This is a genomic window from Streptomyces sp. NPDC025618 (assembly GCF_055558795.1).
In genome coordinates, this window is the sequence record NZ_JBVHLW010000025.1 from 24,267 (window position 1) to 44,112 (window position 19,846).

17 protein-coding genes and 1 riboswitch are annotated in these 19,846 nt (G+C 70.0%); of the genes, 6 read left to right on the top strand and 11 right to left on the bottom strand.

Annotated features, from left to right (window positions below; genetic code table 11):
- Positions 1–19 precede the first annotated feature (19 nt).
- The 7 genes from ACZ4A5_RS20935 to ACZ4A5_RS20965 all read right to left on the bottom strand — a co-directional run bounded on the left by ACZ4A5_RS20935 (position 20) and on the right by ACZ4A5_RS20965 (position 8,471).
- Positions 20–1,033 carry a ribonucleotide-diphosphate reductase subunit beta gene (locus ACZ4A5_RS20935; RefSeq protein ID WP_467585968.1) on the bottom strand — a complete coding sequence of 338 codons (1,014 nt, stop codon included), beginning with the start codon at positions 1,031–1,033 and terminating at the stop codon, positions 20–22.
- A complete protein-coding gene (locus tag ACZ4A5_RS20940) occupies positions 1,033–3,411 on the bottom strand; it encodes a ribonucleoside-diphosphate reductase subunit alpha (protein ID WP_467585973.1) in 2,379 nt (792 codons plus the stop codon). The genes ACZ4A5_RS20935 and ACZ4A5_RS20940 overlap by 1 nt, the downstream gene beginning before the upstream one ends.
- A gap of 169 nt (positions 3,412–3,580) precedes the next feature.
- A riboswitch (adenosylcobalamin-variant (AdoCbl-variant) riboswitch) is annotated at positions 3,581–3,679 on the bottom strand.
- 466 nt (positions 3,680–4,145) lie between these two features.
- Positions 4,146–5,771: a monocarboxylate uptake permease MctP gene (gene mctP / locus ACZ4A5_RS20945; protein ID WP_467585976.1), complete on the bottom strand. Its 1,626-nt coding sequence runs from the start codon at positions 5,769–5,771 to the stop codon at positions 4,146–4,148.
- Positions 5,768–6,046, bottom strand: coding sequence for a DUF3311 domain-containing protein (locus tag ACZ4A5_RS20950; RefSeq protein ID WP_398870413.1), 279 nt, complete (start codon positions 6,044–6,046; stop codon positions 5,768–5,770). Before ACZ4A5_RS20950 ends, mctP begins: the two co-directional genes overlap by 4 nt.
- A 111-nt stretch (positions 6,047–6,157) precedes the next feature.
- Positions 6,158–7,027, bottom strand: a complete 870-nt coding sequence (locus tag ACZ4A5_RS20955) for a hypothetical protein (RefSeq protein ID WP_467585979.1) — start codon at positions 7,025–7,027, stop codon at positions 6,158–6,160.
- Between the two features lie 293 nt (positions 7,028–7,320).
- Complete coding sequence (cutA, locus tag ACZ4A5_RS20960) at positions 7,321–7,644, bottom strand: divalent-cation tolerance protein CutA (RefSeq protein ID WP_467585982.1); 324 nt, start codon at positions 7,642–7,644, stop codon at positions 7,321–7,323.
- A 50-nt stretch (positions 7,645–7,694) separates the two neighbouring features.
- Positions 7,695–8,471, bottom strand: coding sequence for a GntR family transcriptional regulator (locus ACZ4A5_RS20965; protein WP_467586138.1), 777 nt, complete (start codon positions 8,469–8,471; stop codon positions 7,695–7,697).
- A gap of 240 nt (positions 8,472–8,711) precedes the next feature.
- Between ACZ4A5_RS20965 and ACZ4A5_RS20970 the strand changes: the two genes are divergently transcribed.
- The 4 genes from ACZ4A5_RS20970 to ACZ4A5_RS20985 all read left to right on the top strand — a co-directional run bounded on the left by ACZ4A5_RS20970 (position 8,712) and on the right by ACZ4A5_RS20985 (position 13,360).
- Positions 8,712–9,983, top strand: a complete 1,272-nt coding sequence (locus tag ACZ4A5_RS20970; RefSeq protein WP_467585985.1) for an extracellular solute-binding protein — start codon at positions 8,712–8,714, stop codon at positions 9,981–9,983.
- Between the two features lie 91 nt (positions 9,984–10,074).
- Positions 10,075–11,046 carry a carbohydrate ABC transporter permease gene (locus tag ACZ4A5_RS20975; protein WP_467585988.1) on the top strand — a complete coding sequence of 324 codons (972 nt, stop codon included), beginning with the start codon at positions 10,075–10,077 and terminating at the stop codon, positions 11,044–11,046.
- Complete coding sequence (locus ACZ4A5_RS20980; RefSeq protein ID WP_467585992.1) at positions 11,043–11,873, top strand: carbohydrate ABC transporter permease; 831 nt, start codon at positions 11,043–11,045, stop codon at positions 11,871–11,873. Before ACZ4A5_RS20975 ends, ACZ4A5_RS20980 begins: the two co-directional genes overlap by 4 nt.
- A gap of 11 nt (positions 11,874–11,884) precedes the next feature.
- On the top strand, positions 11,885–13,360 hold the full coding sequence (locus tag ACZ4A5_RS20985; protein WP_467585995.1) for a glycoside hydrolase family 3 protein: 1,476 nt from the start codon (positions 11,885–11,887) through the stop codon (positions 13,358–13,360).
- Positions 13,361–13,664: 304 nt separating this feature from the next.
- Here the strand turns inward: ACZ4A5_RS20985 and nagB are convergent, their stop codons facing one another.
- Positions 13,665–14,450: a glucosamine-6-phosphate deaminase gene (nagB, locus tag ACZ4A5_RS20990; protein WP_398870506.1), complete on the bottom strand. Its 786-nt coding sequence runs from the start codon at positions 14,448–14,450 to the stop codon at positions 13,665–13,667.
- A gap of 531 nt (positions 14,451–14,981) precedes the next feature.
- On the opposite strand from nagB, the gene ACZ4A5_RS20995 reads away from it, so the two are divergent.
- The gene (locus tag ACZ4A5_RS20995) at positions 14,982–16,451 is read left to right on the top strand and encodes a sensor histidine kinase (RefSeq protein ID WP_398870507.1); all 1,470 of its coding nucleotides are present in this window, start codon (positions 14,982–14,984) and stop codon (positions 16,449–16,451) included.
- A gap of 236 nt (positions 16,452–16,687) precedes the next feature.
- On the opposite strand, the gene ACZ4A5_RS21000 is transcribed toward ACZ4A5_RS20995, so the two are convergent.
- A complete protein-coding gene (locus ACZ4A5_RS21000; RefSeq protein ID WP_004937597.1) occupies positions 16,688–16,945 on the bottom strand; it encodes a WhiB family transcriptional regulator in 258 nt (85 codons plus the stop codon).
- A gap of 321 nt (positions 16,946–17,266) precedes the next feature.
- Positions 17,267–18,235, bottom strand: coding sequence for a diacylglycerol/lipid kinase family protein (locus ACZ4A5_RS21005; protein ID WP_467585999.1), 969 nt, complete (start codon positions 18,233–18,235; stop codon positions 17,267–17,269).
- A gap of 126 nt (positions 18,236–18,361) precedes the next feature.
- Between ACZ4A5_RS21005 and ACZ4A5_RS21010 the strand changes: the two genes are divergently transcribed.
- Positions 18,362–18,856: a hypothetical protein gene (locus ACZ4A5_RS21010; RefSeq protein WP_467586002.1), complete on the top strand. Its 495-nt coding sequence runs from the start codon at positions 18,362–18,364 to the stop codon at positions 18,854–18,856.
- Between the two features lie 47 nt (positions 18,857–18,903).
- Here ACZ4A5_RS21010 and ACZ4A5_RS21015 read toward each other — a convergent pair whose 3' ends face one another.
- Entirely contained in the window at positions 18,904–19,839 is a 936-nt protein-coding gene (locus ACZ4A5_RS21015; RefSeq protein ID WP_467586005.1) for an RNA polymerase sigma factor SigF, read from the bottom strand.
- Positions 19,840–19,846 lie beyond the last annotated feature (7 nt).

Genomic DNA, 19,846 nt, shown 5'->3' on the forward strand with positions numbered 1-19,846 from the left:
ACGCCGCACGAAGATTTTTCTAGAACTCGTCGTCGAAGGAGACCGAGCCCTCGACCGCCACCTGGTACGCGGACGCGCGGCGCTCGAAGAAGTTGGTCAGCTCCTGGACGTTCTGGAGCTCCATGAAGGAGAACGGGTTCTCCGAGCCGTAGACCGGGGCGAAGCCGAGGCGCTGGAGGCGCTGGTCGGCGACGCACTGGAGGTACTCGCGCATGGACTCGGTGTTCATGCCCGGCAGGCCCTCGCCGCACAGGTCGCGGCCGAACTGCAGCTCCGCCTCGACGGCCTCCTTCAGCATGTCGGTGACCTGCTGCTGGAGCTCGTCGTCGAAGAGCTCGGGCTCCTCCTGGCGGACCGTGTCCACGACCTCGAACGCGAAGTTCATGTGCATGGTCTCGTCACGGAAGACCCAGTTGGTGCCGGTGGCCAGGCCGTGCAGCAGACCGCGCGAGCGGAACCAGTAGACATACGCGAAGGCGCCGTAGAAGAACAGCCCCTCGATGCACGCCGCGAAGCAGATCAGGTTGAGCAGGAAGCGACGGCGGTCGGCCTTCGTCTCCAGCCGCTCCAGCTTCTCGACCTCATTGATCCACTTGAAGCAGAACTGGGCCTTCTCGCGGATGGACGGGATGTTCTCCACCGCGTCGAAGGCGGCGGCACGGTCGTCCGGGTCGGGGAGGTAGGTGTCCAGCAGCGTCAGATAGAACTGGACGTGCACGGCCTCCTCGAACAGCTGCCGCGAGAGGTAGAGCCGCGCCTCGGGGGAGTTGATGTGCTTGTACAGCGTCAGCACGAGGTTGTTCGCCACGATCGAGTCACCGGTCGCGAAGAACGCGACCAGGCGGCCGATCATGTGCTGCTCACCCGGGGACAGCTTGGCGAGGTCGGCGACGTCGGAGTGGAGGTCGACCTCCTCGACGGTCCAGGTGTTCTTGATGGCGTCGCGGTAGCGGTCGTAGAAGTCCGGGTACCGCATCGGCCGCAGGGTGAGCTCGAAGCCGGGGTCGAGCAGGTTCTTCTCGGTGGAGCTCATTACTGGCAGGCCTCGCAGGACTCGGGGTTCTCAAGGGAGCAGGCGACGGCGTCCGCGTCCGGGGTGGCCTGCTGTACGGGGATGGTGGCGGCGGCACCGGCGGAGCGCGCGATCCGGGTGGCCGGGCGCGAGCGCAGGTAGTACGTCGTCTTGATGCCCTGCTTCCAGGCGTACGCGTACATCGAGCTGAGCTTGCCGATGGTGGGCGAGGCCATGAAGAGGTTCAGCGACTGGCTCTGGTCCAGGTACGGCGTACGCGCCGCGGCCATGTCGATCAGGAAGCGCTGCGGGATCTCCCAGGCGGTGCGGTAGAGGTCGCGCACCTCCTTGGGGATCCACTGCATGTCCTGGATCGAGCCGTTGGCCTCGGTCATCGCGTCGCGCGTGGTGCGGTCCCACACGCCGAGCTTCTTCAGGTCCTCCACCAGATAGGTGTTGACCTGGAGGAACTCACCGCTGAGCGTCTCGCGCTTGAAGAGGTTGGAGACCTGCGGCTCGATGCACTCGTACACGCCCGCGATGGAGGCGATGGTGGCCGTCGGGGCGATCGCCAGCAGCAGCGAGTTGCGCATGCCGACCTCGGCGATGCGGGCGCGCAGCGCCTCCCAGCGGTCGGCCCAGCGCTGCTCGGCGTTCGGGTAGTGGTCCGGGTGCAGCACGCCGCGGGCGGTGCGGGTCGCGGACCAGGCCGGGTGCGGGCCGTGCCGCTCGGCGAGATCGGCGGACGCCTCGTAGGCCGCGAGCATGATGCGCTCGGAGATCCGGGTGGACAGCTCCTTCGCCTCGGGGGAGTCGAAGGGCAGCCGGAGCCGGAAGAAGACGTCCTGGAGACCCATCAGGCCCAGGCCCACCGGGCGCCAGCGGCTGTTGGAGTTGCCGGCCTGCTCGGTCGGGTAGAAGTTGATGTCCACGACGCGGTCGAGGAACGTCACGGCCGTACGGACCGTACGGTCGAGCTTCTCCCAGTCCATCTCGCCGTCGGTACCCAGGTGCTGCGCCAGGTTGACCGAGCCGAGGTTGCAGACGGCCGTCTCGCCGTCGTCCGTGACCTCGAGGATCTCGGTGCACAGGTTCGAGGAGTGGACGACCTTGCCGGGCTCGGCGGTCTGGTTCGCGGTGCGGTTGGACGCGTCCTTGAAGGTCATCCAGCCGTTGCCGGTCTGCGCGAGGGTGCGCATCATCCGGGAGTACAGCACGCGCGCCGGGATCTGCCGGACGGCCTTGCCCTCGGCCTCGGCCTTGCGGTACGCGGCGTCGAACTCGTCGCCCCACAGGTCGACCAGCTCGGGCGTGTCGGCCGGGGAGAACAGCGACCAGTCGGCGTCCGCCTCGACGCGGCGCATGAACTCGTCCGGGATCCAGTGCGCGGTGTTGAGGTTGTGCGTGCGGCGGGCCTCCTCACCGGTGTTGTCGCGGAGCTCCAGGAACTCCTCGATGTCCGCGTGCCACGTCTCCAGATAGACACAGGCCGCGCCCTTGCGCCGGCCGCCCTGGTTGACCGCCGCCACGGAGGCGTCGAGCGTGCGCAGGAACGGCACGATGCCGTTGGAGTGCCCGTTGGTGCCCCGGATCAGCGAACCGCGCGAGCGGATGCGGCTGTAGGACAGGCCGATGCCGCCGGCGTGCTTCGACAGGCGCGCCACCTGGTGGTAGCGGTCGTAGATCGAGTCCAGCTCGTCCAGCGGCGAGTCCAGCAGATAGCAGGAGGACATCTGCGGGTGGCGGGTGCCGGAGTTGAAGAGCGTGGGGGAGGAGGGCAGGTACGACAGGGTGCTCGTCAGCCCGTAGAGCTCGGCGACGTCCTCCAGGGCCCGCACCGAGTGGTCCTCGGCCAGGCCGCAGGCCACGCGCAGCAGGAAGTGCTGCGGGGTCTCGATGACCTGCCGGGTGATCGGGTGGCGCAGCAGGTAGCGGCTGTGCAGGGTGCGCAGGCCGAAGTAGCCGAAGCGGTCGTCGGCGCCGTCGGCGAGCGCCTTCTCGACGAGCTCGTCGAGGCGCGCGGCGTGGGTCGCCACGAAGGCGGCGGTGTCGTCGGCGATCAGGCCCTCGCGGTGGCCGGTCGCGACGGACGCGGAGAAGGAGACGGCGCCCTGTCCGGCGGCCTCCTCGGCGATGGCGAGGGTGAGCAGGCGGGCCGCGAGCTTGGAGTACTCGGGCTCCTCGGCGATCAGGCCGGCGGCGGCCTCGGTGGCCAGGGACCGCAGTTCGGCCTCGTCCGAGCCCGGGTGGCGGCCCCGCAGCGCGGCGGCGGCGACCTTTCCGGGGTCGGTGGCGGACAGATCGGCGGTGAGGTCGGTCAGGGTGCGCAGCAGCGCGGTCCCGGGGCCGCCGGTCGCTTCCGCGGATGCTGAGACCGGATCGGCGGGCGCGATGGTCACTGAGGCTCTCCCTCGCTCGGCAAGGGGCCGGGCGGGTGGCGCGCGACGGGCGCGTACGGGCATGCCTGAGGCATCAGGGCATGCTCGTAGCGTCCATCGGCCCAACCCGCGAGGCCCGGACGAATACAAAACGCCCGGTGCGAGCCGGTGCGGCTCAGCGGTGGGCGTGCTGTCGGCAGGTACTCGGACTCCTGCATGCGTCATTACGGCATACATGCACCGTTGCGGGACAGTTCCGGATTTCCACCGGATTCCCCTGCGACGACAGCGAGGACGAGCATACATCTAGTGCTGGCCGTCGCATGCACCACCACATCTTGTGTCGCGCGGTAATCGCGCGGGTCGGAATGTGCTAACAGGGCCTGCCCGCAAGGGGCATGACGAAGGGCCGCCACGCGCCCTGTCGAGCGCGCCGCGGCCCTGGGTGGGGCGCGGGGTGGGTGGGGGTGCGGCGGTGCGTCTGGGGGGTGTCTGGGGGTGTCGGTGGGGCCCCGGGGCCCCGGCCGCGGGTTTCGCTGCGGCCTGCGGTCATGTCCAGCGGCCTGCGGCCGCGTCCTCAATCGCCGGACGGGCTGGTTTTGGCTGATGTGGGTACGCCATTCAGCCCGTCCGGCGTTTGAGGACAACGCGCGAAGCGTGTTGCGGGGTCTGGGGCGGCGCCCCCACGCGGCGGAGCCGCACATCGGACGCAGCCGGGAAGGGGCGGGGTAGGGGAACAAAGCCCGCCGCAGGCGTCAGTGACCCCCCGGCGCCCCCGCCGTCGCAGGCGGCAATTCCTCCACTACGCCCGGATCGCCCACATCAGCCGTGTAATCGGACGGTTGGGTCTCGTCCACGCCATCCCGCACACCCACCGCCTTGAACACCACCGTGAGCACCACCGCGACAAGCACATTCAGGACGAAAGCCGTAAGCCCGATATACCCCTTCTCCCCGATGAACGGAATAAGGTTCGTATTCCCGAAATGATCCTGAGTCGCACTGGGCGTGTCATACGCCCGCCACGTCCCGTACGCCATACCGACCGCCCACCCCGCCAGCAGCCCCCACCGGTGGAACCAGCGGGTGAAGAGCCCGCCCACGAGTGCCGGGACGGTCTGGAGGATCCAGATGCCGCCGAGCAGCTGGAAATTGATCGCGACCGTTTTGTCCATCGTCAGGACGAAGACGAGCGCGCCGACCTTCACCAGCAGCGAGGCGAGCTTGGAGACCTTCGCCTCGCGCTCGGGCGAGGCGTCCGGCCGGATGAAGTCCTTGTAGATGTTCCGGGTGAAGAGATTCGCCGCGGCGATGGACATGATGGCCGCCGGCACCAGCGCGCCGATCCCGATGGCCGCGAAGGCGACGCCCGTGAACCAGTCCGGGAACATGTCCTCGAAGAGCTGCGGGATGGCCAGCTGGCCGTTCTTCACCTTGACGCCCGCGGCGATCGCCATGAAGCCGAGCATGGCCAGCAGGCCCAGCATCAGCGAATAGAGCGGCAGGATCGTGGTGTTGCGGCGGATGACGTTGCGGCTCTTGCTGGAGAGGACCGCGGTCACCGAATGCGGATAGAGGAACAGCGCCATCGCCGAGCCGAGCGCGAGCGTCGCGTACGCCCATTGCGCGTCCGGACCGCTCACCAGGGAACCGCGCGGTTTGCCCGTCGCCGGATTCTTCTCGGCGAAGGCGTCCCCGGCCTTCGCGAAGATGTGCTCGAAACCCCCCAGCCTGATGGGGATGTAGATGATGGCCACGATGATCACGATGTAGATCAGCGCGTCCTTGACGAAGGCGATGAGCGCGGGAGCCCGCAGTCCGGCCGAATACGTATAGGCCGCGAGCACGCCGAAGGCGATGAGCAGCGGCAGGTCCTTCATGAACCAGTTGGAACCGCCACCGACCCCGAGCACGTCCAGCACGGCCTGAATGCCGACGAGTTGGAGCGCGATGTACGGCATGGTCGCGAGCAGCCCGGTCAGCGCGAGCGCCAGCGACAGCCCCTTCGACCCGAACCGGCCGCGCACGAAGTCCGAGGACGTCACATAACCGTGCTTGTGCGCCACCGACCAGAGCCGGGGCAGGAAGGTGAACACCAGCGGATAACACAGGATCGTGTAAGGCACCGCGAAGAATCCCGCCGCGCCCCCCGCGTAGATGGCCGCCGGCACGGCGACGAAGGTATAGGCGGTATAGAGGTCGCCGCCCAGCAGGAACCAGGTGATCCAGGTACCGAACGACCGCCCGCCCAGCCCCCATTCGTCGAGGTTGTCCGCGTTCTCCGCGCGCCGCCACCGGGAGGCGACGAACCCCATCACCGTGACGACGAGGAAGAAGAAGATGAACACGGCGAGCGCCACGCCGTTCACGCCGTCCTTCACGCCCGCTCACCCGCCTTACGGATCCGCTCGTTCCGCTCGTGTCGTCGCACGAGCGTGTACGCGATGACGGTGAGCGCGGTCGAGATCAGCACCCACAGCATCTGGTACCAGTAGAAGAACGGGATCCCGATGAACGCGGGCGTGAGCCGCGCGTAGGAGTCGACCCACAGCATGGCGACGAAGGGAATGGCGAGACACACCCCGGCCACGACCATCGGCACCGTGACAACGGGCCCGCGCCCGCGCTCCGGTGGCTCCATCGGTGGTTCTGTCATGGTGGCGACTCCCCCCTAGGTGATCACTGCGTGATGCGCAGGAAATCTAGGTCAGGGTCCTGCTGGGAGTCACCCCCTGTCCGCATATCGGTATGGCAACGTCATCTGAGGTCAGGTGACGGGCCTCGGCCATACGCAAGCCTCCAGCGCGGCCCGAACGGCGCTCATGCCGCGCTGAGTTGCCCCTTCCGCCCCGGAAGCGTCGCTTCCGGCTGTCTCCAGCCGGCAGTCGCGGCACGTGGTCTCGTCGGCGACGGGCCGGATCACGCGGCCGCAGGTGCCGGTGCAGGCGCGCAGTGGCTGTGGCCGTGGAGCGGGCTCGGGGGCGGGATCCGGCATCTTGCGTGTCAGCCGGTCGCGGAGGATCCCGACGGGGGAGTGGACGCGCTCCGGCAGCCCCTCGGTGAGCGCTTCCCGCATCTCCTGGAGCGTCGCCCCGCGCGACAGCCACTCCCCGGCGAGCGGCGCGAGCCGCTCGACGTCCCGCCCGGAGAGCCGCAACCGCCGCTCCGCGTGGCACACGGCGACGATCGCCCGCGCGCCGCGCTCGGCGAGCGGGTGGGAGGTGTTCTCCCCGGTGTTCTCTTCCGGGGAGCGACCGACGGCCGGACGGCTCGGCCGACCGGCGGCCGGTGCCACGGCACTCGGCGGGGCGCCCCCATCCCGTACGGCCACGGCCTCCTCGGCGGTCAGCGGCACGTTCGACACCAGCTGCCTGGTCCTCCACAGCCCACCGGCGCCCTGCCCCCGCCACTCGTGGAAATACCCGGCGGCGGCCAACTCCCGCTTGGCCCGCGTGAACGCGGTCTTCTTTATCCCGGCCTGCTCGGCGGTCTTCGACAGCGGCTGATCGACACCATCGGGAAGCGACAGCTGCCAGGTCAGCAGCCGAACGGCTTCGGCGGACAGCCGGGGGTGCCGGATGATCTCATTGGGCACCTGCGAGAAGAAGCGCGCGGGGGCGCTAACATGCTTCAGCATTTGCTGGGAGCTCCTGACTCCTGGTGGGTGCAGACCCCCTTCGCCGGTTGCCGCCGGCGTTGGGGGTCGCTTCGTCTCGTCGTGGCACGAAGCGGAAGAATCCTGGCCACCGTATCGCGAGGACATGGTGGGGCGGAGTCCCTCTTATGGGTTAACTGGCCTGTATTCCGACCGAGTTGCCGCAGTCATGGCCGACGACCCAGAAATGCTGCGTGGAGAAGCCGGGCGTGAAGCTGCTTTCCGGCGGTCGGCGAAAAGCCGCGCGTACCGGCGGCTGATCACCGGGGCAGCCCTCAGCCACCCGTCTCCGCCGTCACCCAGGTCAGATACGCCGCGCTGCCGCCCACGACCGGGACGGCGACGACCTCCGGCGTGTCGTAGTCGTGGAGGGCGACGACGCGGTCGCTCAAGGCGGGGACGAGGGCCGTGCGGGTCTTGAAGTCGACGCGCCATTCCTGGGCCTGCTCGACCTTGCCCTCCCAGCGGTAGACGGAGGAGACCGGGTGGATCTGGGCGCAGGCGGCCAGTTGGGCGTCGATGATCTCGGCGGCCAGGGAGCGGGCCTTGGCCTCGGTGTCGGTCGTCGTGGTCACCACGGCGTGCTCTGGGGGCGTCATGGGGGTGAGCCTAGAGGGGGCCTGACCGGTGGCCGGGTCGGCCGGCCCCGCTACTCCGTCGGCCGGCGCAGCCGGGCCACGAACTTGTAGCGGTCGCCCCGGTACACCGACCGTACCCACTCCACCGGCTCGCCCTGGGCGTCCAGGGAGTGGCGGGAGAGCATCAGCATCGGGAGGCCGACGTCGGTGCCCAGGAGGCCGGCCTCGCGGGGGGTCGCCAGGGAGGTCTCGATGGTCTCCTCGGCCTCCGCGAGGCGGACGTCGTAGACCTCGGCCAGGGCGGTGTAGAGCGAGGTGTACTTCACCAGGCTCCGGCGCAGCGCCGGGAACCGCTTCGCGGACAGGTGCGTGGTCTCGATCGCCATCGGCTCGCCGCTGGCGAGGCGCAGGCGCTCGATGCGCAGGACGCGGCCGCCCGTGGTGATGTCGAGGAGCGAGGCGAGCCGGTCGTCGGCGGTGACGTAGCCGATGTCGAGGAGCTGGGAGGCGGGCTCCAGGCCCTGGGCGCGCATGTCCTCCGTGTAGGAGGTCAGTTGCAGCGCCTGGGAGACCTTCGGTTTCGCGACGAATGTCCCCTTGCCCTGGATGCGCTCCAGGCGCCCCTCGACCACCAGCTCCTGGAGGGCCTGGCGGACGGTCGTACGAGAGGTGTCGAACTCGGCGGCCAGCGTCCGCTCCGGCGGCACGGGAGTGCCGGGGGGCATGGTTTCGGTCATTTCCAGCAAGTGCCGTTTGAGGCGGTAGTACTTGGGGACGCGCGCGACCCGCGCGCCGCCCGACGCGCCACTGCCGTCCGCCGCACCCGCCGTACCACCCTCGGTCACCATCGTGTGCCTTCCCGACTCCGATCCTGCTGCTGTCACCGGCTCCTCCGTCTGTCGCGGTCACATCGTGGCACGGGCAGCGCCCGAGGAGCCCTGGGACGCCAGGTCGACCTCGAGGTGTCGGTCCGGTAACGGAGCCGACAGCGACTCTTATACACCCTTGACACCCCAAAAGGTCTAGGCCAAGCTGCGGGCACTGGTCTAAACCATTAAAGACCACATTCGGTCCTTGAGGAGAGTGCTGTGAAGCGTGGGCTCATAGCGGCGACGGGTGTCGCGGCCATGTTGGTGAGTGTTGCTGCGTGTGGGTCCAGCGACAGTGACAAGGGATCGGACGGAAACGGTTCCAAGGACAAGAGCCTGACCGTGTGGTTCATGGACGGCTCGAACCCGCCGGGCTGGACGAAGTCGGTGCAGGCCGAGTTCGAGCAGCGGACCGGCGCCAAGCTGAACATCCAGGTCCAGCAGTGGAACGGCATCCAGCAGAAGCTGACCACCGCGCTCTCCGAGTCCTCCCCGCCCGACGTCATCGAGATCGGCAACACCCAGACCCCCTCGTACGCCCAGACCGGTGGCCTCGCCGACCTCGGCGACCTCAAGAAGGAGATCGGCGGGGACTGGACCGAGTCCCTCAACAAGCCCGCCGTCTTCGAGGGCAAGCAGTACGCGGCCCCCTGGTACGCCGCCAACCGCGTCGTGATCTACAACAAGAGGATCTGGGCGGAGGCGGGCATCAAGGACGTCCCGAAGACCCGCGACGAATTCTTCAAGGACCTGGACGCCATCCAGAAGAAGGGCGACGCCGAGCCGCTCTACCTGCCCGGCCAGAACTGGTACTTCCTCGACGGCCTCACCATCGGCACCGGCGCCGACCTGGTGAAGAAGGACGGCAAGAAGTACGTCTCCAACCTCGGCGACCCCAAGGTCGCCAAGGCCATGGACATCTACAAGCAGTACCAGGCGTTCAGCAAGGCGCCCAAGGACAAGGACGAGGCCACCCCGCAGCAGGCCGACGTCTTCGCCAAGGGCAAGACCGGCGCCTTCATCGGCATGGGCTACGAGGCGCAGACCGCCATCAAGGCGAACCCGGCCATCGAGAAGGAGATCGGCTACTTCACCATCCCCGGTGAGAGCGCCGACAAGCCCGAGGGCGTCTTCCTCGGCGGCTCCAACCTCGCCGTGGCCGAGGGCAGCAAGAAGCAGGACCTCGCGAGGGAGTTCCTGAAGATCGCGCTGTCCGACAAGAACGAGGCCGCGATGTCCAAGGAGGTCGGCTCGCTCCCCAACAAGACATCGCTGCTGGCGAACGTGAAGGGCAACGGGGCCGCCGAGGCCGCCGCCCCCGCCGCCAAGGGCGGTGGCACCACCCCGCTGATCCCCGAGTGGGCCGAGGTGGAGAACGCCCCGAACCCGATCAAGGCGTATATGACGGCCGTCCTCAACGGCAAGTCGCCGGAGGACGCCGCCAAGCAGGTCGAGGGCGAGATGAACAAGCGCCTCAGCAAGAAGCAGTGACCCGTCCGGTGGTACGGGGGCCGGCCCGCACCGGCCCCCGTACCACCGCGCACCACGCAATACCGTTCGACAGGGGAGAAGGCGGACGACTATGTCAGCGCAGATCGAAGAGGCGACGGCCGAGCCCGCCGCCCGGATCAGCCGGGGCGGCGCCCCGCCACCCCGCCGCGGCCGGACCGCGGGGGGCCTCCCGTACCTCCTGATCCTCCCCGCCGCCCTCGTCACGGTGGCGCTGCTCGGCTGGACGCTGGTCAAGAACGGGCTGCTGTCCTTCCAGGAACTGGGCCGCCGGCAGCTGATCCGGCACCTCACCGAGTGGATCGGATTCGACAACTACCGCGCGCAGCTCGGCAGTTCCGACTTCTGGAAGGTCACCGGGCGCTCGGTGGTCTTCACCGCCGCCAACGTCGTCCTGATCATGGTGCTCGGCTGCCTCGTCGGACTGCTGCTCGCGCGCCTGGGCACCAAGCTGCGGCTGCTGCTCTCGCTCGGCCTCGTCCTCGCCTGGGCCATGCCCGTCGTGGCCGCGACCACCGTCTTCCAGTGGCTGTTCGCCCAGCGGTTCGGTGTCGTCAACTACGTGCTGGACAACCTCGGCTGGCACTCGATGGCGGAGTACAACTGGACCAGCACGCAGTTCTCCACCTTCTTCGTGGTCACCGTGCTCATCGTGTGGCAGTCGATCCCCTTCGTGGCGATCAACCTCTACGCGGCGACCACCACGATCCCCAAGGAGCTCTACGAGGCCGCCTCGCTGGACGGCGCGGGCAGCTGGAAGCAGTTCACCTCGGTGACCTTCCCCTTCCTCAAGCCGTTCTTCCTCGCCACGACGTTCCTCGAAGTCATCTGGGTCTTCAAGTCGTTCACCCAGATCTTCGCGATCAACGAGGGCGGGCCCGACCGGCTCACCGAGACCCTGCCGGTCTACGCGTTCGTCGAGGGCATGGGCAACCAGCACTTCGGCGCCGGGGCCGCGATCTCCATCCTCACCATCGTCATCCTGCTGGCACTGACGGCGTACTACCTGCGCCTTGTCCTCAAGCAAGAGGGGGACGAGCTGTGAACCGCTCGCTTCTCGGCCGCGCCTGGCCCGGGGCGGCCGCCGTCGTCCTCTTCGCGGTCTTCGCCTTTCCCGTCTACTGGATGTTCTCCACGGCCTTCAAGGCCAACAAGGACATCGTCGGCGACACCCCCCAGTGGTTCCCCACGAGCCCCACCTTCGAGCACTTCACCAAGGCGGTGGACGCGGACGGCTTCTGGACGCTCGTCGGCAACTCCCTCACGGTGACGCTGGTCGCCGTCGCGCTGTCCCTGGTGATCGCGCTGCTCGCGTCGTTCGCCGTGGCACGGATGCGCTTCAAGGGCCGCAAGAGCTTCATCCTCGTGATGATGATGGCCCAGATGGCCCCCTGGGAGGTCATGGTCATCGCGTACTACATGATCGTGCGCGACGCCGAGATGCTGAACACCCTCCCGCCGCTGATCGCCATCTACACGGTCATGGTGCTGCCCTTCACCGTGCTCACCCTGCGCGGCTACGTGGCCGCCGTGCCCAAGGAGCTGGAGGAGTCCGCGATGGTCGACGGGTGCACCCGCACCCAGGCGTTCATCAAGGTGATCTTCCCGCTGCTCGCCCCCGGCGTGATGGCCACCTCGCTCTTCGGCTTCATCACCGTCTGGAACGAGTTCCCGATGGTCCTGATCCTCAGCAAGGATCCCGGCGCGCAGACGCTCCCGCTCTGGCTCACCAGCTTCCGCTCCACCTTCGGCGACGACTGGGGCGCCACGATGGCCGCCTCTTCGCTCTTCGCCCTGCCGATCCTCATCCTCTTCGTCATCCTCCAGCGCAAGGCGGTCGGTGGCCTTACGTCCGGCGCAGTGAAGGGCTAGCACTTACTTCCATGGACACGCTCACCCGGGACGCCCTCACGGTCCTCCAGCCGGGATTCACCGGCACCACCGCCCCCGGCTGGCTGCTGCGCAGACTCGGCGAAGGGCTGGCCGCCGTCGGCCTGTTCGGCCGCAACATCACCTCGCCGGAACAGCTCGCCGCCCTCACCGGCGAACTGCGGGCGGAACGCGCCGACGTGCTCGTGGCGATCGACGAGGAGGGCGGCGACGTCACCCGCCTGGAGGCCCGTACGGGCTCCTCCTTCCCCGGCAACCTCGCGCTCGGCGCCGTCGACGACACCGCGCTGACCCGGGCCGTCGCCCGGGAACTCGGCCGCCGCCTCGCCGCCTGCGGCGTCAACCTCAACTGGGCGCCCTCCGCGGACGTCAACTCCGACCCGGACAACCCGGTCATCGGCGTACGGTCCTTCGGCGCCGACCCGGCGCTGGTCGCCCGGCACACCGCCGCCTACGTCGAGGGGATGCAGGCGGCGGGCGTGGCCGCGTGCACCAAGCACTTCCCCGGCCACGGCGACACGGCCGTCGACTCCCACCACGACATGCCGCGCATCGACGCCGGCCTCGCCACGCTGCACACCCGGGAACTGGTGCCCTTCCGGGCGGCCGTGGCCGCGGGCACCAAGGCCGTGATGAGCGCGCACATCCTGCTGCCCGCGCTCGACCCCGCCTTCCCCGCGACCCTCAGCCCGGCAGCGCTGCACGGCCTGCTGCGCGCCCCCGCCACCGAGGGTGGCCTCGGCTTCGACGGCCTGATCGTCACCGACGGCATGGAGATGCGGGCCATCGCGGCGACCTACGGCATCGAACGCGGCAGCGTCATGGCCGTCGCCGCGGGCGCCGACGCGATCTGCGTCGGCGGCGGCCTGGCCGACGAGGAGACGGTGCTGCGGCTGCGCGACGCGCTGGTCGGCGCGGTGCGCTCCGGGGCGCTGCCGGAGGAGCGGCTCGCCGACGCGGCCGCGCGGGTACGGGCGCTCGCGCGCGACGTGGCCCGCCGGCCGGAGCCGGGCGCGCCCGACCCCGGCATCGGCCTGGCGGCCGCGCGGCGCGCGCTGCGGGTGACCCGCTCGGCGGACCACGAGCCGCTCACCGGCCCCGCGCACGTCGCCGCCTTCACCCCCGTCGCGAACATAGCCGTCGGCGACGAGACCCCATGGGGCGTCGCCGCCGAGCTGACCCGGTTGCTGCCCGGGACGACGACCGGCACGTACGCCTCCGGCGAGGCCGGTGCCGACCGGGTGCTCCGGGACGCCGGCCCCCGGCGGATCGTGGCCGTGGTCCGGGACGTCCACCGCCATCCGTGGATGGCGAAGGCGCTCGACGCGCTGCTCGCCGCGCGGCCGGATGCGGTGGTCGTGGAAATGGGCCTGAACGTGGCGCCTCCGGCGGGGGCGCTGCATGTGGCTACGCATGGGGCGGGGCGGGTGTGCGGGGTGGCTGCGGCGGAGGTTGTTGCGGGGGGCTGATGGGTGTGCCGGGGTGCGGGTCGGCTGCGCCTGCGGCGGGCTTGTTCCCCAGCCCCGCCCCTTCCCGGCTGCGTCTGATGTGCGGCTCCGCCGCGTGGGGGGCTGCGCCCCGGACCCCGCAACACGGCTTCGCCGCGTTGTCCTCAAACGCCGGACGGGCTGGATATGCGGCTAGGGTCCGCGAAATCCAGCCCGTGGGGGCACCTCTCAGCGGTAGCTGGGGGAGATTGAGGACACCGCGCGAAGCGTGTCGCGGGGTCTGGGGCGAAGCCCCAGGCCGGGAAGGGGCCCTGGCAGGGCGCGCCTACAGCCCCTGCCAGCCCGGCTTGTTCGCGTACGTGTGCCGGAAATAATCCGCGAGCTTCAGCTTCGACGCCGCACCCTCGTCCACGACGACCGTCGCATGCGGGTGGAGCTGCAGCGCGGAAGCCGGGACCAGCGCGGAGACCGGTCCCTCGACCGTCGCCGCGACCGCGTCGGCCTTGCCCTCGCCCGTGGCCAGCAGGACCAGGTGGCGGGCCTCCAGGATGGTGCCGATGCCCTGGGTGATGACGTGGTGGGGCACCTGGTCGATGTCGCCCTCGAAGAACCGCGCGTTGTCGACGCGGGTCTGCTCGGTGAGCGTCTTGATCCGGGTGCGGGAGGCGAGCGAGGAGCACGGCTCGTTGAAGCCGATGTGCCCGTCGGTGCCGATGCCGAGCAGCTGGAGATCCACGCCGCCGGCCTCGGGCAGCGCCCGGTCGTACGCCTCGCAGGCGGCCTGGACGTCCTCGGCGGTGCCGTCGGGGCCCATGAAGGAGTCCTCGGTCAGCCCGAGCGGCTCGACGACCTCGCGCAGCACCACCGAGCGGTAGGACTCGGGGTGGTCGGCGGGCAGGCCGACGTACTCGTCGAGCTGGCAGACGCGGGCGCGCGAGGCGTCCACCGCGCCCGCGCGGACCTTGGCCGCCAGCGCTTCGTAGATGGGCAGCGGGGTGGAGCCGGTGGCCACGCCCAGCAGGGCGTCCGGCTTGCGACGCAGGAGCTCGGCCATGGCCTCCGCGATGAGCTCGCCGCCTGCCTTGGCGTCCGGGACGATGACAACTTCCACGCTGTGCCTGCCGATCTGGAGAGTGGGCTGTGGGGTTGTGGTATAGACCAATCTAACAGAGTGGGCCGTCCGGAAGACGCTTCCCCTCCCGGCCCGCCCGCGTACCGGGGGAGCGGTCGGCGAGCCGTGATACCGAGCCGTGAAGACGGGGCCCGCGGAGTTTGAGGACGAAGCGAGGCCGGGGATATCGGCGGGGGTGGCGGCCGGAGGTGGGAGCCGAGGGGGGACGCGCCACTACGGGCCGCGGCGCCTGGCCGGGACCCTCGGCCCGGCCGGCACCGCAGCCCGGAGCCGGCATCGGCCCACCGGGCGCGGGGTGTGCGGTCCCCGGGCGCGGTGCGGCCGATCGGAGGCCGCGGCGCGATCAGGGCAGAAGACGCCGGGCCTCGATCCACCCTCCTGTGCGGGGAAGGCGGAGACTTTGCTTACTCATTGTGGACTAGACCATTCGCCGGTGTCCATGCCCGTGCGGGCACCAGGTGGAACAAAATGAGGCCGCCGGGCGCGGGTAGGCTCACAGCCGTGCCCTCCATGAACGACCTCGTACGCCAGCACACCGCCCTGGGCGACTCCGACCTGGAGTGGCTCCACCTGCTGGTCTCGGAGTGGCAGTTGCTCTCCGACCTGTCCTTCGCCGACCTCGTCCTGTGGGTCCCCACCCTCGACGGCACCCGCTATGTGTCCGTCGCCCAGATGCGGCCCAACACCGGACCCACCTCCTACCAGGACGACATGGTCGGCCACCTGGTCCCGCGCGGCCGCCGCCCCATGCTCGACGCCGCGCTCGACGAGGGCCGGATCGTCCGCGAGGGCGACCCGGAGTGGCGCGAGGAGGTCCCGGTGCGGGTCGAGTCCATCCCCGTACGCCGGGAGGGGCGGGTCCTCGGGGTCATCGCGCGCAACACCAATCTGCTGACCGTGCGGACGCCGAGCCGGCTGGAGCTCACCTATCTCCAGAGCGCCTCGGACCTCGCCCAGATGATCGCGAACGGCACCTTCCCGTTCCCCGGTCAACAAGTCGACATGGATGCCTCGCCCCGCGCCGGTGACGGTCTGATCAGGCTCGACGCGGACGGCATCGTGCAGTACGCCAGCCCCAACGCGCTCTCGGCCTATCACCGGCTCGGCCTCGCCGCCGACCTCGTGGGGCATCATCTGGGCGAGACCACCGCTCAGTTGGCGCCCTCGCGCGGACCGGTGGACGAGTCCCTCGCCAAGCTCGCCAGCGGCTGGGCGCCGCGCGAGTTCGAGGTCGAGGGCAGCGACGGCGTCATCCAGCTCCGGGCGATTCCCCTCAAACCCAAGGGAAATCACATCGGTTCACTCGTACTCCTGCGCGACGTCACCGAACTGCGTCGCCGCGAGCGTGAGTTGATCACCAAGGACGCGACCATCCGGGAGATCCACCACCGGGTGAAGAACAACCTCCAGACCGTGGCCGCGCTGCTGCGCCTCCAGGCCCGCCGGATCGGCTCCGCCGAGGGGCGCGAGGCGCTGGAGGAGGCGGTCCGCCGGGTCGGCTCGATCGCGATCGTCCACGAGACGCTGTCGCAGAATCTCGACGAGCGTGTGGAGTTCGACGAGATCGCCGACCGCGTCCTCGCCATGGTCGCCGAGATCTCCCCGGGCCGGGTCGCCGGGCGGCGCACAGGGCGCTTCGGCATCCTCGACGCCGAGGTCGCGACGCCGCTGTCGATGGTCCTGACCGAGCTGCTCCAGAACGCGATGGAGCACGGCTTCGGGCCGGGGGAGACGGGCACGGTCGAGGTCACCGCGGTCCGCAGCGGCACCCGCAAGGAGGCGCGTCTGCTGATCTCCGTCCAGGACGACGGGCGCGGCCTGCCGGAGGGCTTCGACCCCCAGCGCGCGGGAAATCTCGGCCTCCAGATCGTGCGGACGCTGGTGGAGGGCGAGATGGGCGGCACGTTCGGCATGCTGCCGGCACCGGGCGGCGGCACGAAGGTGGTCCTGGACCTGCCGGTCAGGGCCGACAAGCCGTAGCGCCTCCGGCCCGGCGCACTCCCGGGCACCGGGCGGGCCGGATCTTCCGGCCCGTGGCCCTTGGGACCGCGGGCCGGCACGGGCCGCATCGAGCTCGCCCGAGGACGTCTCCCGCCGCGGGCGGCCATGCCGCCCCCAACGCAACGAGCCCCGGACCAGATGAGGTCCGGGGCTCAAAGCTATGCGCATCGGGGGGTACTGCGCGCTGCGGCTCGGGTGGCCGAAGGGGTGTCGGCTCAGGCGGTCGCGTTACGCGCCCGGTTGCGAGCGGCACGGCGCTTCATCGCGCGGCGCTCGTCCTCGCTGAGTCCACCCCAGACGCCGGAGTCCTGGCCGGACTCGAGCGCCCACTGCAGGCACTGCTCCATGACGGGGCAGCGGCGGCAGACGGCCTTGGCTTCCTCGATCTGCAGCAGCGCAGGACCGGTGTTGCCGATGGGGAAGAACAGCTCGGGGTCTTCCTCGCGGCAAACGGCGTTGTGACGCCAGTCCATGGCTGCTCCATCTCCTCGTTATTGCGGCTACGTTGCTTGTGAATGTGAACGCTTTCACGAATCCCCCCGCAAGGGAAGGGCTGACGCCCAGTCGAAACTGGGGCAGTCCAGGAAAAAGGGAGGGGGTTCGGGCTGTGTCGGGGAGCCTTGTTTGAGCGGCCGTCCCGAGCGCCATGAAGAGACTCGCAAACCTCGGCGGCGGATACAACCCCTTCTGGAAAGTTTTTTTTGATTCCTCGGTGTCGGCTAGGTCACAGCCGTACTTCCAGGGGGTGGAACCCAGCCTAAACGTTCGAGTGGAAGGACTTTCGGCCCTACCGCTCACACAATCACACGCAGTGCACGGCGTACGCCTGTGAACGTCACGCTCGTACGCAGCCCGAGGTGGTCACCGTCCATCTGGAAGGGCAGCGGGACCTGCGAATGCAAGGTGAAGGCGGTCTGGTCGTGCAGGGATACGGCGTGCTTTCCGTGCGGTCCTCGTTCGGGCGTCGACCGCATCAGCTGAGCGAGGTGGCGACCGGCCGCCGCCGTCGACAGCTTGGTGAATCCCAGCACGTCAAGGGCGGTGTCGAAGGACGCCTGCGGCGAGGCGTAGAGCGGGCGGTTGCCCAGGTACGACCACGGCGCGGTGTTGCAGATTATCGACATGACGAGATTCTCGAGTGGGTCCTCGCCCGGTCGTTCGAGGGTGATCGTGCCGTGCCGCCGATTCGGTTCGCCGACGAATTGACGCATCACCTGTCGCACATACAGAGCGTGTGTCGAACGCTTGCCGCGCTCGCGCTGCTGCTCCACCCGGCCCACCACACCGGCGTCGAATCCGAATCCGGCACAGAAAGTGAACCAGCGGGCGGGAACACCCTCGTCCGCCGTGCCCGGGGTGCCCCCCGCGAGGCCCAGGCCGACCGTGCGTTCGGTGCCCTGGCGCAGCGCGTCGAGCAGGGCGCCCGTCGCCTCCACCACGTCGTTGGGCAGCCCCAGCGCGCGGGCGAAGACATTCGTCGAGCCGCCGGGCACCACCGCGAGGCGGGGAAGGCTCTCCGGGTCGGGGCCGCCGTGCAGGAGGCCGTTGACCACCTCGTTGACCGTGCCGTCGCCGCCGAGGGCGACCACGAGGCCGGTGTTGCCGTCCTCCGCGGCCCGCCGCGCGAGGTCCCGGGCGTGCCCCCGGTACTCCGTGGTGGCGACCTCCAGCTTGAGGTCGCTGGCGAGCGCGTGCACCAGGACATCACGGGTACGGGCACTGGTGGTGGTGGCCGACGGGTTGACCACAAGGAGCGCACGCATGCGCGCCAGCCTACCTACCTGTCGGTACACGCCCCATCCCCGGCCCGCGGTCCACCGGTGTCCCGTCGGTCACGTCGAGCGCCCGCCGGACCCCCGTACGGAAGGGGCCAGGGCTACCCTGACGGGGTGAGCAGCAAGCAGTCCGCGCAGAAGTCCGCCCGTAAGAGCACCCGTGACGCCCGGGCCGGCGGCGAGAAGAGTCACACCCCCGCCGCCCCCGAGCCCGCCGGCCCCCGGCCGGCGCGGCTGACGGCGGCGGCCGTGCTCACCGCTCTGGAGGGCGTCACCCTGCTGGTCGGCGGGGTGTATCTGCTGGTCATGGGCTTCGCCGGGAAGCCGGACAGCCCGCAGCAGGCGGAGATGCTCGCGGTGACCGTGCTCGCCCTCGCCGCGCTGCCGCTGGCGGCGGCCCGGGGGCTGTGGCAGCGCAAGCGCTGGAGCCGGGGCCCCGCGATGATCACCCAGCTCATGGCGCTGCCGGTCGCCTGGACGCTCGCCCACGCCGGGGGCGCGCTGATCGCCGCGGGCGTGGTGCTCGCGCTGGTGGCCGTGGCCACCCTGGCGCTGCTGGTGAACCCCACCGCGACCGAGGCGCTCGGCATCGGCCCGCGCGAAAGCTGACGCACGGGCCCCGAAGGGCCCGGTCCGTCCGGTGCGGTCCCCGCCGGCTACTCCTCGATGAGCAGGCGGTCCCGCAGCTGGGCGAGGGTGCGCGCCAGCAGCCGGGAGACGTGCATCTGCGAGATCCCGACCTCCTGGGCGATCTGCGACTGGGTCATGTTGCCGAAGAAGCGGAGCAGCAGGATCTTCTTCTCGCGCGGCGGCAGATCCTCCAGCAGCGGCTTGAGCGACTCGCGGTACTCCACGCCCTCCAGCGCCTCGTCCTCCGCGCCCAGGGTGTCCGCGACGGCCGGTGACTCGTCGTCCGTGTCGGGGACGTCCAGGGAGAGCGTGCTGTAGGCGTTGGCGGACTCCAGCCCCTCCAGCACCTCCTCCTCGGAGATCCCCAGCTGCTCGGCCAGCTCGTGGACGGTGGGGGCGCGGCCGTGCCGCTGGGAGAGCTCGGCGGTGGCCGTGGTCAGGGCCAGCCGCAGCTCCTGGAGGCGGCGCGGCACCCGCACCGCCCAGCCCTTGTCGCGGAAGTGCCGCTTGATCTCGCCGACGACCGTGGGCGTCGCATACGTGGAGAACTCGACCCCGCGGTCGGGGTCGAAGCGGTCGACCGACTTGATCAGACCGATCGTGGCGACCTGGGTGAGGTCGTCGAGCGGCTCCCCGCGGTTGCGGAACCGCCGGGCCAGGTGCTCCACCAGGGGCAGGTGCATCTGCACCAGGTGATTGCGCAGCTGAGCCCGCTCGAGCGAGCCGTCCGGCAGCGCCCGCAGCTCGATGAACAGGGCACGGGCTCCACTGCGGTCCTGCGCGGTGGGGTGCTGGTGCCACTGTTGATGCTGGTGCTGTTCCATGTGGTCCGCCCGCTCTGGTGGGTCGCTCGCCTCGCCCGGCGCCGGCGTCACCGGGTCACCCGGTTCCGCCGGAAGCGGCCGGGCGGGCTGCTGCGGGATGGCCGGGGCACGCACTCCCCGCGACGATGCAGTACTCACGGAGCCC

What these genes read in the sequence shown, in the direction of transcription:
- ACZ4A5_RS20995 (WP_398870507.1), top strand. Translation starts at nt 14,982, where the DNA reads ATGAACGACCTCGTACGCCAGCACACCGCCCTGGGCGACTCCGACCTG.
- ACZ4A5_RS20975 (WP_467585988.1), top strand. Translation starts at nt 10,075, where the DNA reads ATGTCAGCGCAGATCGAAGAGGCGACGGCCGAGCCCGCCGCCCGGATC.
- ACZ4A5_RS21000 (WP_004937597.1), bottom strand. Translation starts at nt 16,945, where the DNA reads ATGGACTGGCGTCACAACGCCGTTTGCCGCGAGGAAGACCCCGAGCTG.
- cutA (WP_467585982.1), bottom strand. Translation starts at nt 7,644, where the DNA reads ATGACGCCCCCAGAGCACGCCGTGGTGACCACGACGACCGACACCGAG.
- ACZ4A5_RS21005 (WP_467585999.1), bottom strand. Translation starts at nt 18,235, where the DNA reads ATGCGTGCGCTCCTTGTGGTCAACCCGTCGGCCACCACCACCAGTGCC.
- ACZ4A5_RS20965 (WP_467586138.1), bottom strand. Translation starts at nt 8,471, where the DNA reads ATGGTGACCGAGGGTGGTACGGCGGGTGCGGCGGACGGCAGTGGCGCG.
- ACZ4A5_RS20935 (WP_467585968.1), bottom strand. Translation starts at nt 1,033, where the DNA reads ATGAGCTCCACCGAGAAGAACCTGCTCGACCCCGGCTTCGAGCTCACC.
- ACZ4A5_RS20985 (WP_467585995.1), top strand. Translation starts at nt 11,885, where the DNA reads ATGGACACGCTCACCCGGGACGCCCTCACGGTCCTCCAGCCGGGATTC.
- ACZ4A5_RS20955 (WP_467585979.1), bottom strand. Translation starts at nt 7,027, where the DNA reads ATGCTGAAGCATGTTAGCGCCCCCGCGCGCTTCTTCTCGCAGGTGCCC.
- ACZ4A5_RS20950 (WP_398870413.1), bottom strand. Translation starts at nt 6,046, where the DNA reads ATGACAGAACCACCGATGGAGCCACCGGAGCGCGGGCGCGGGCCCGTT.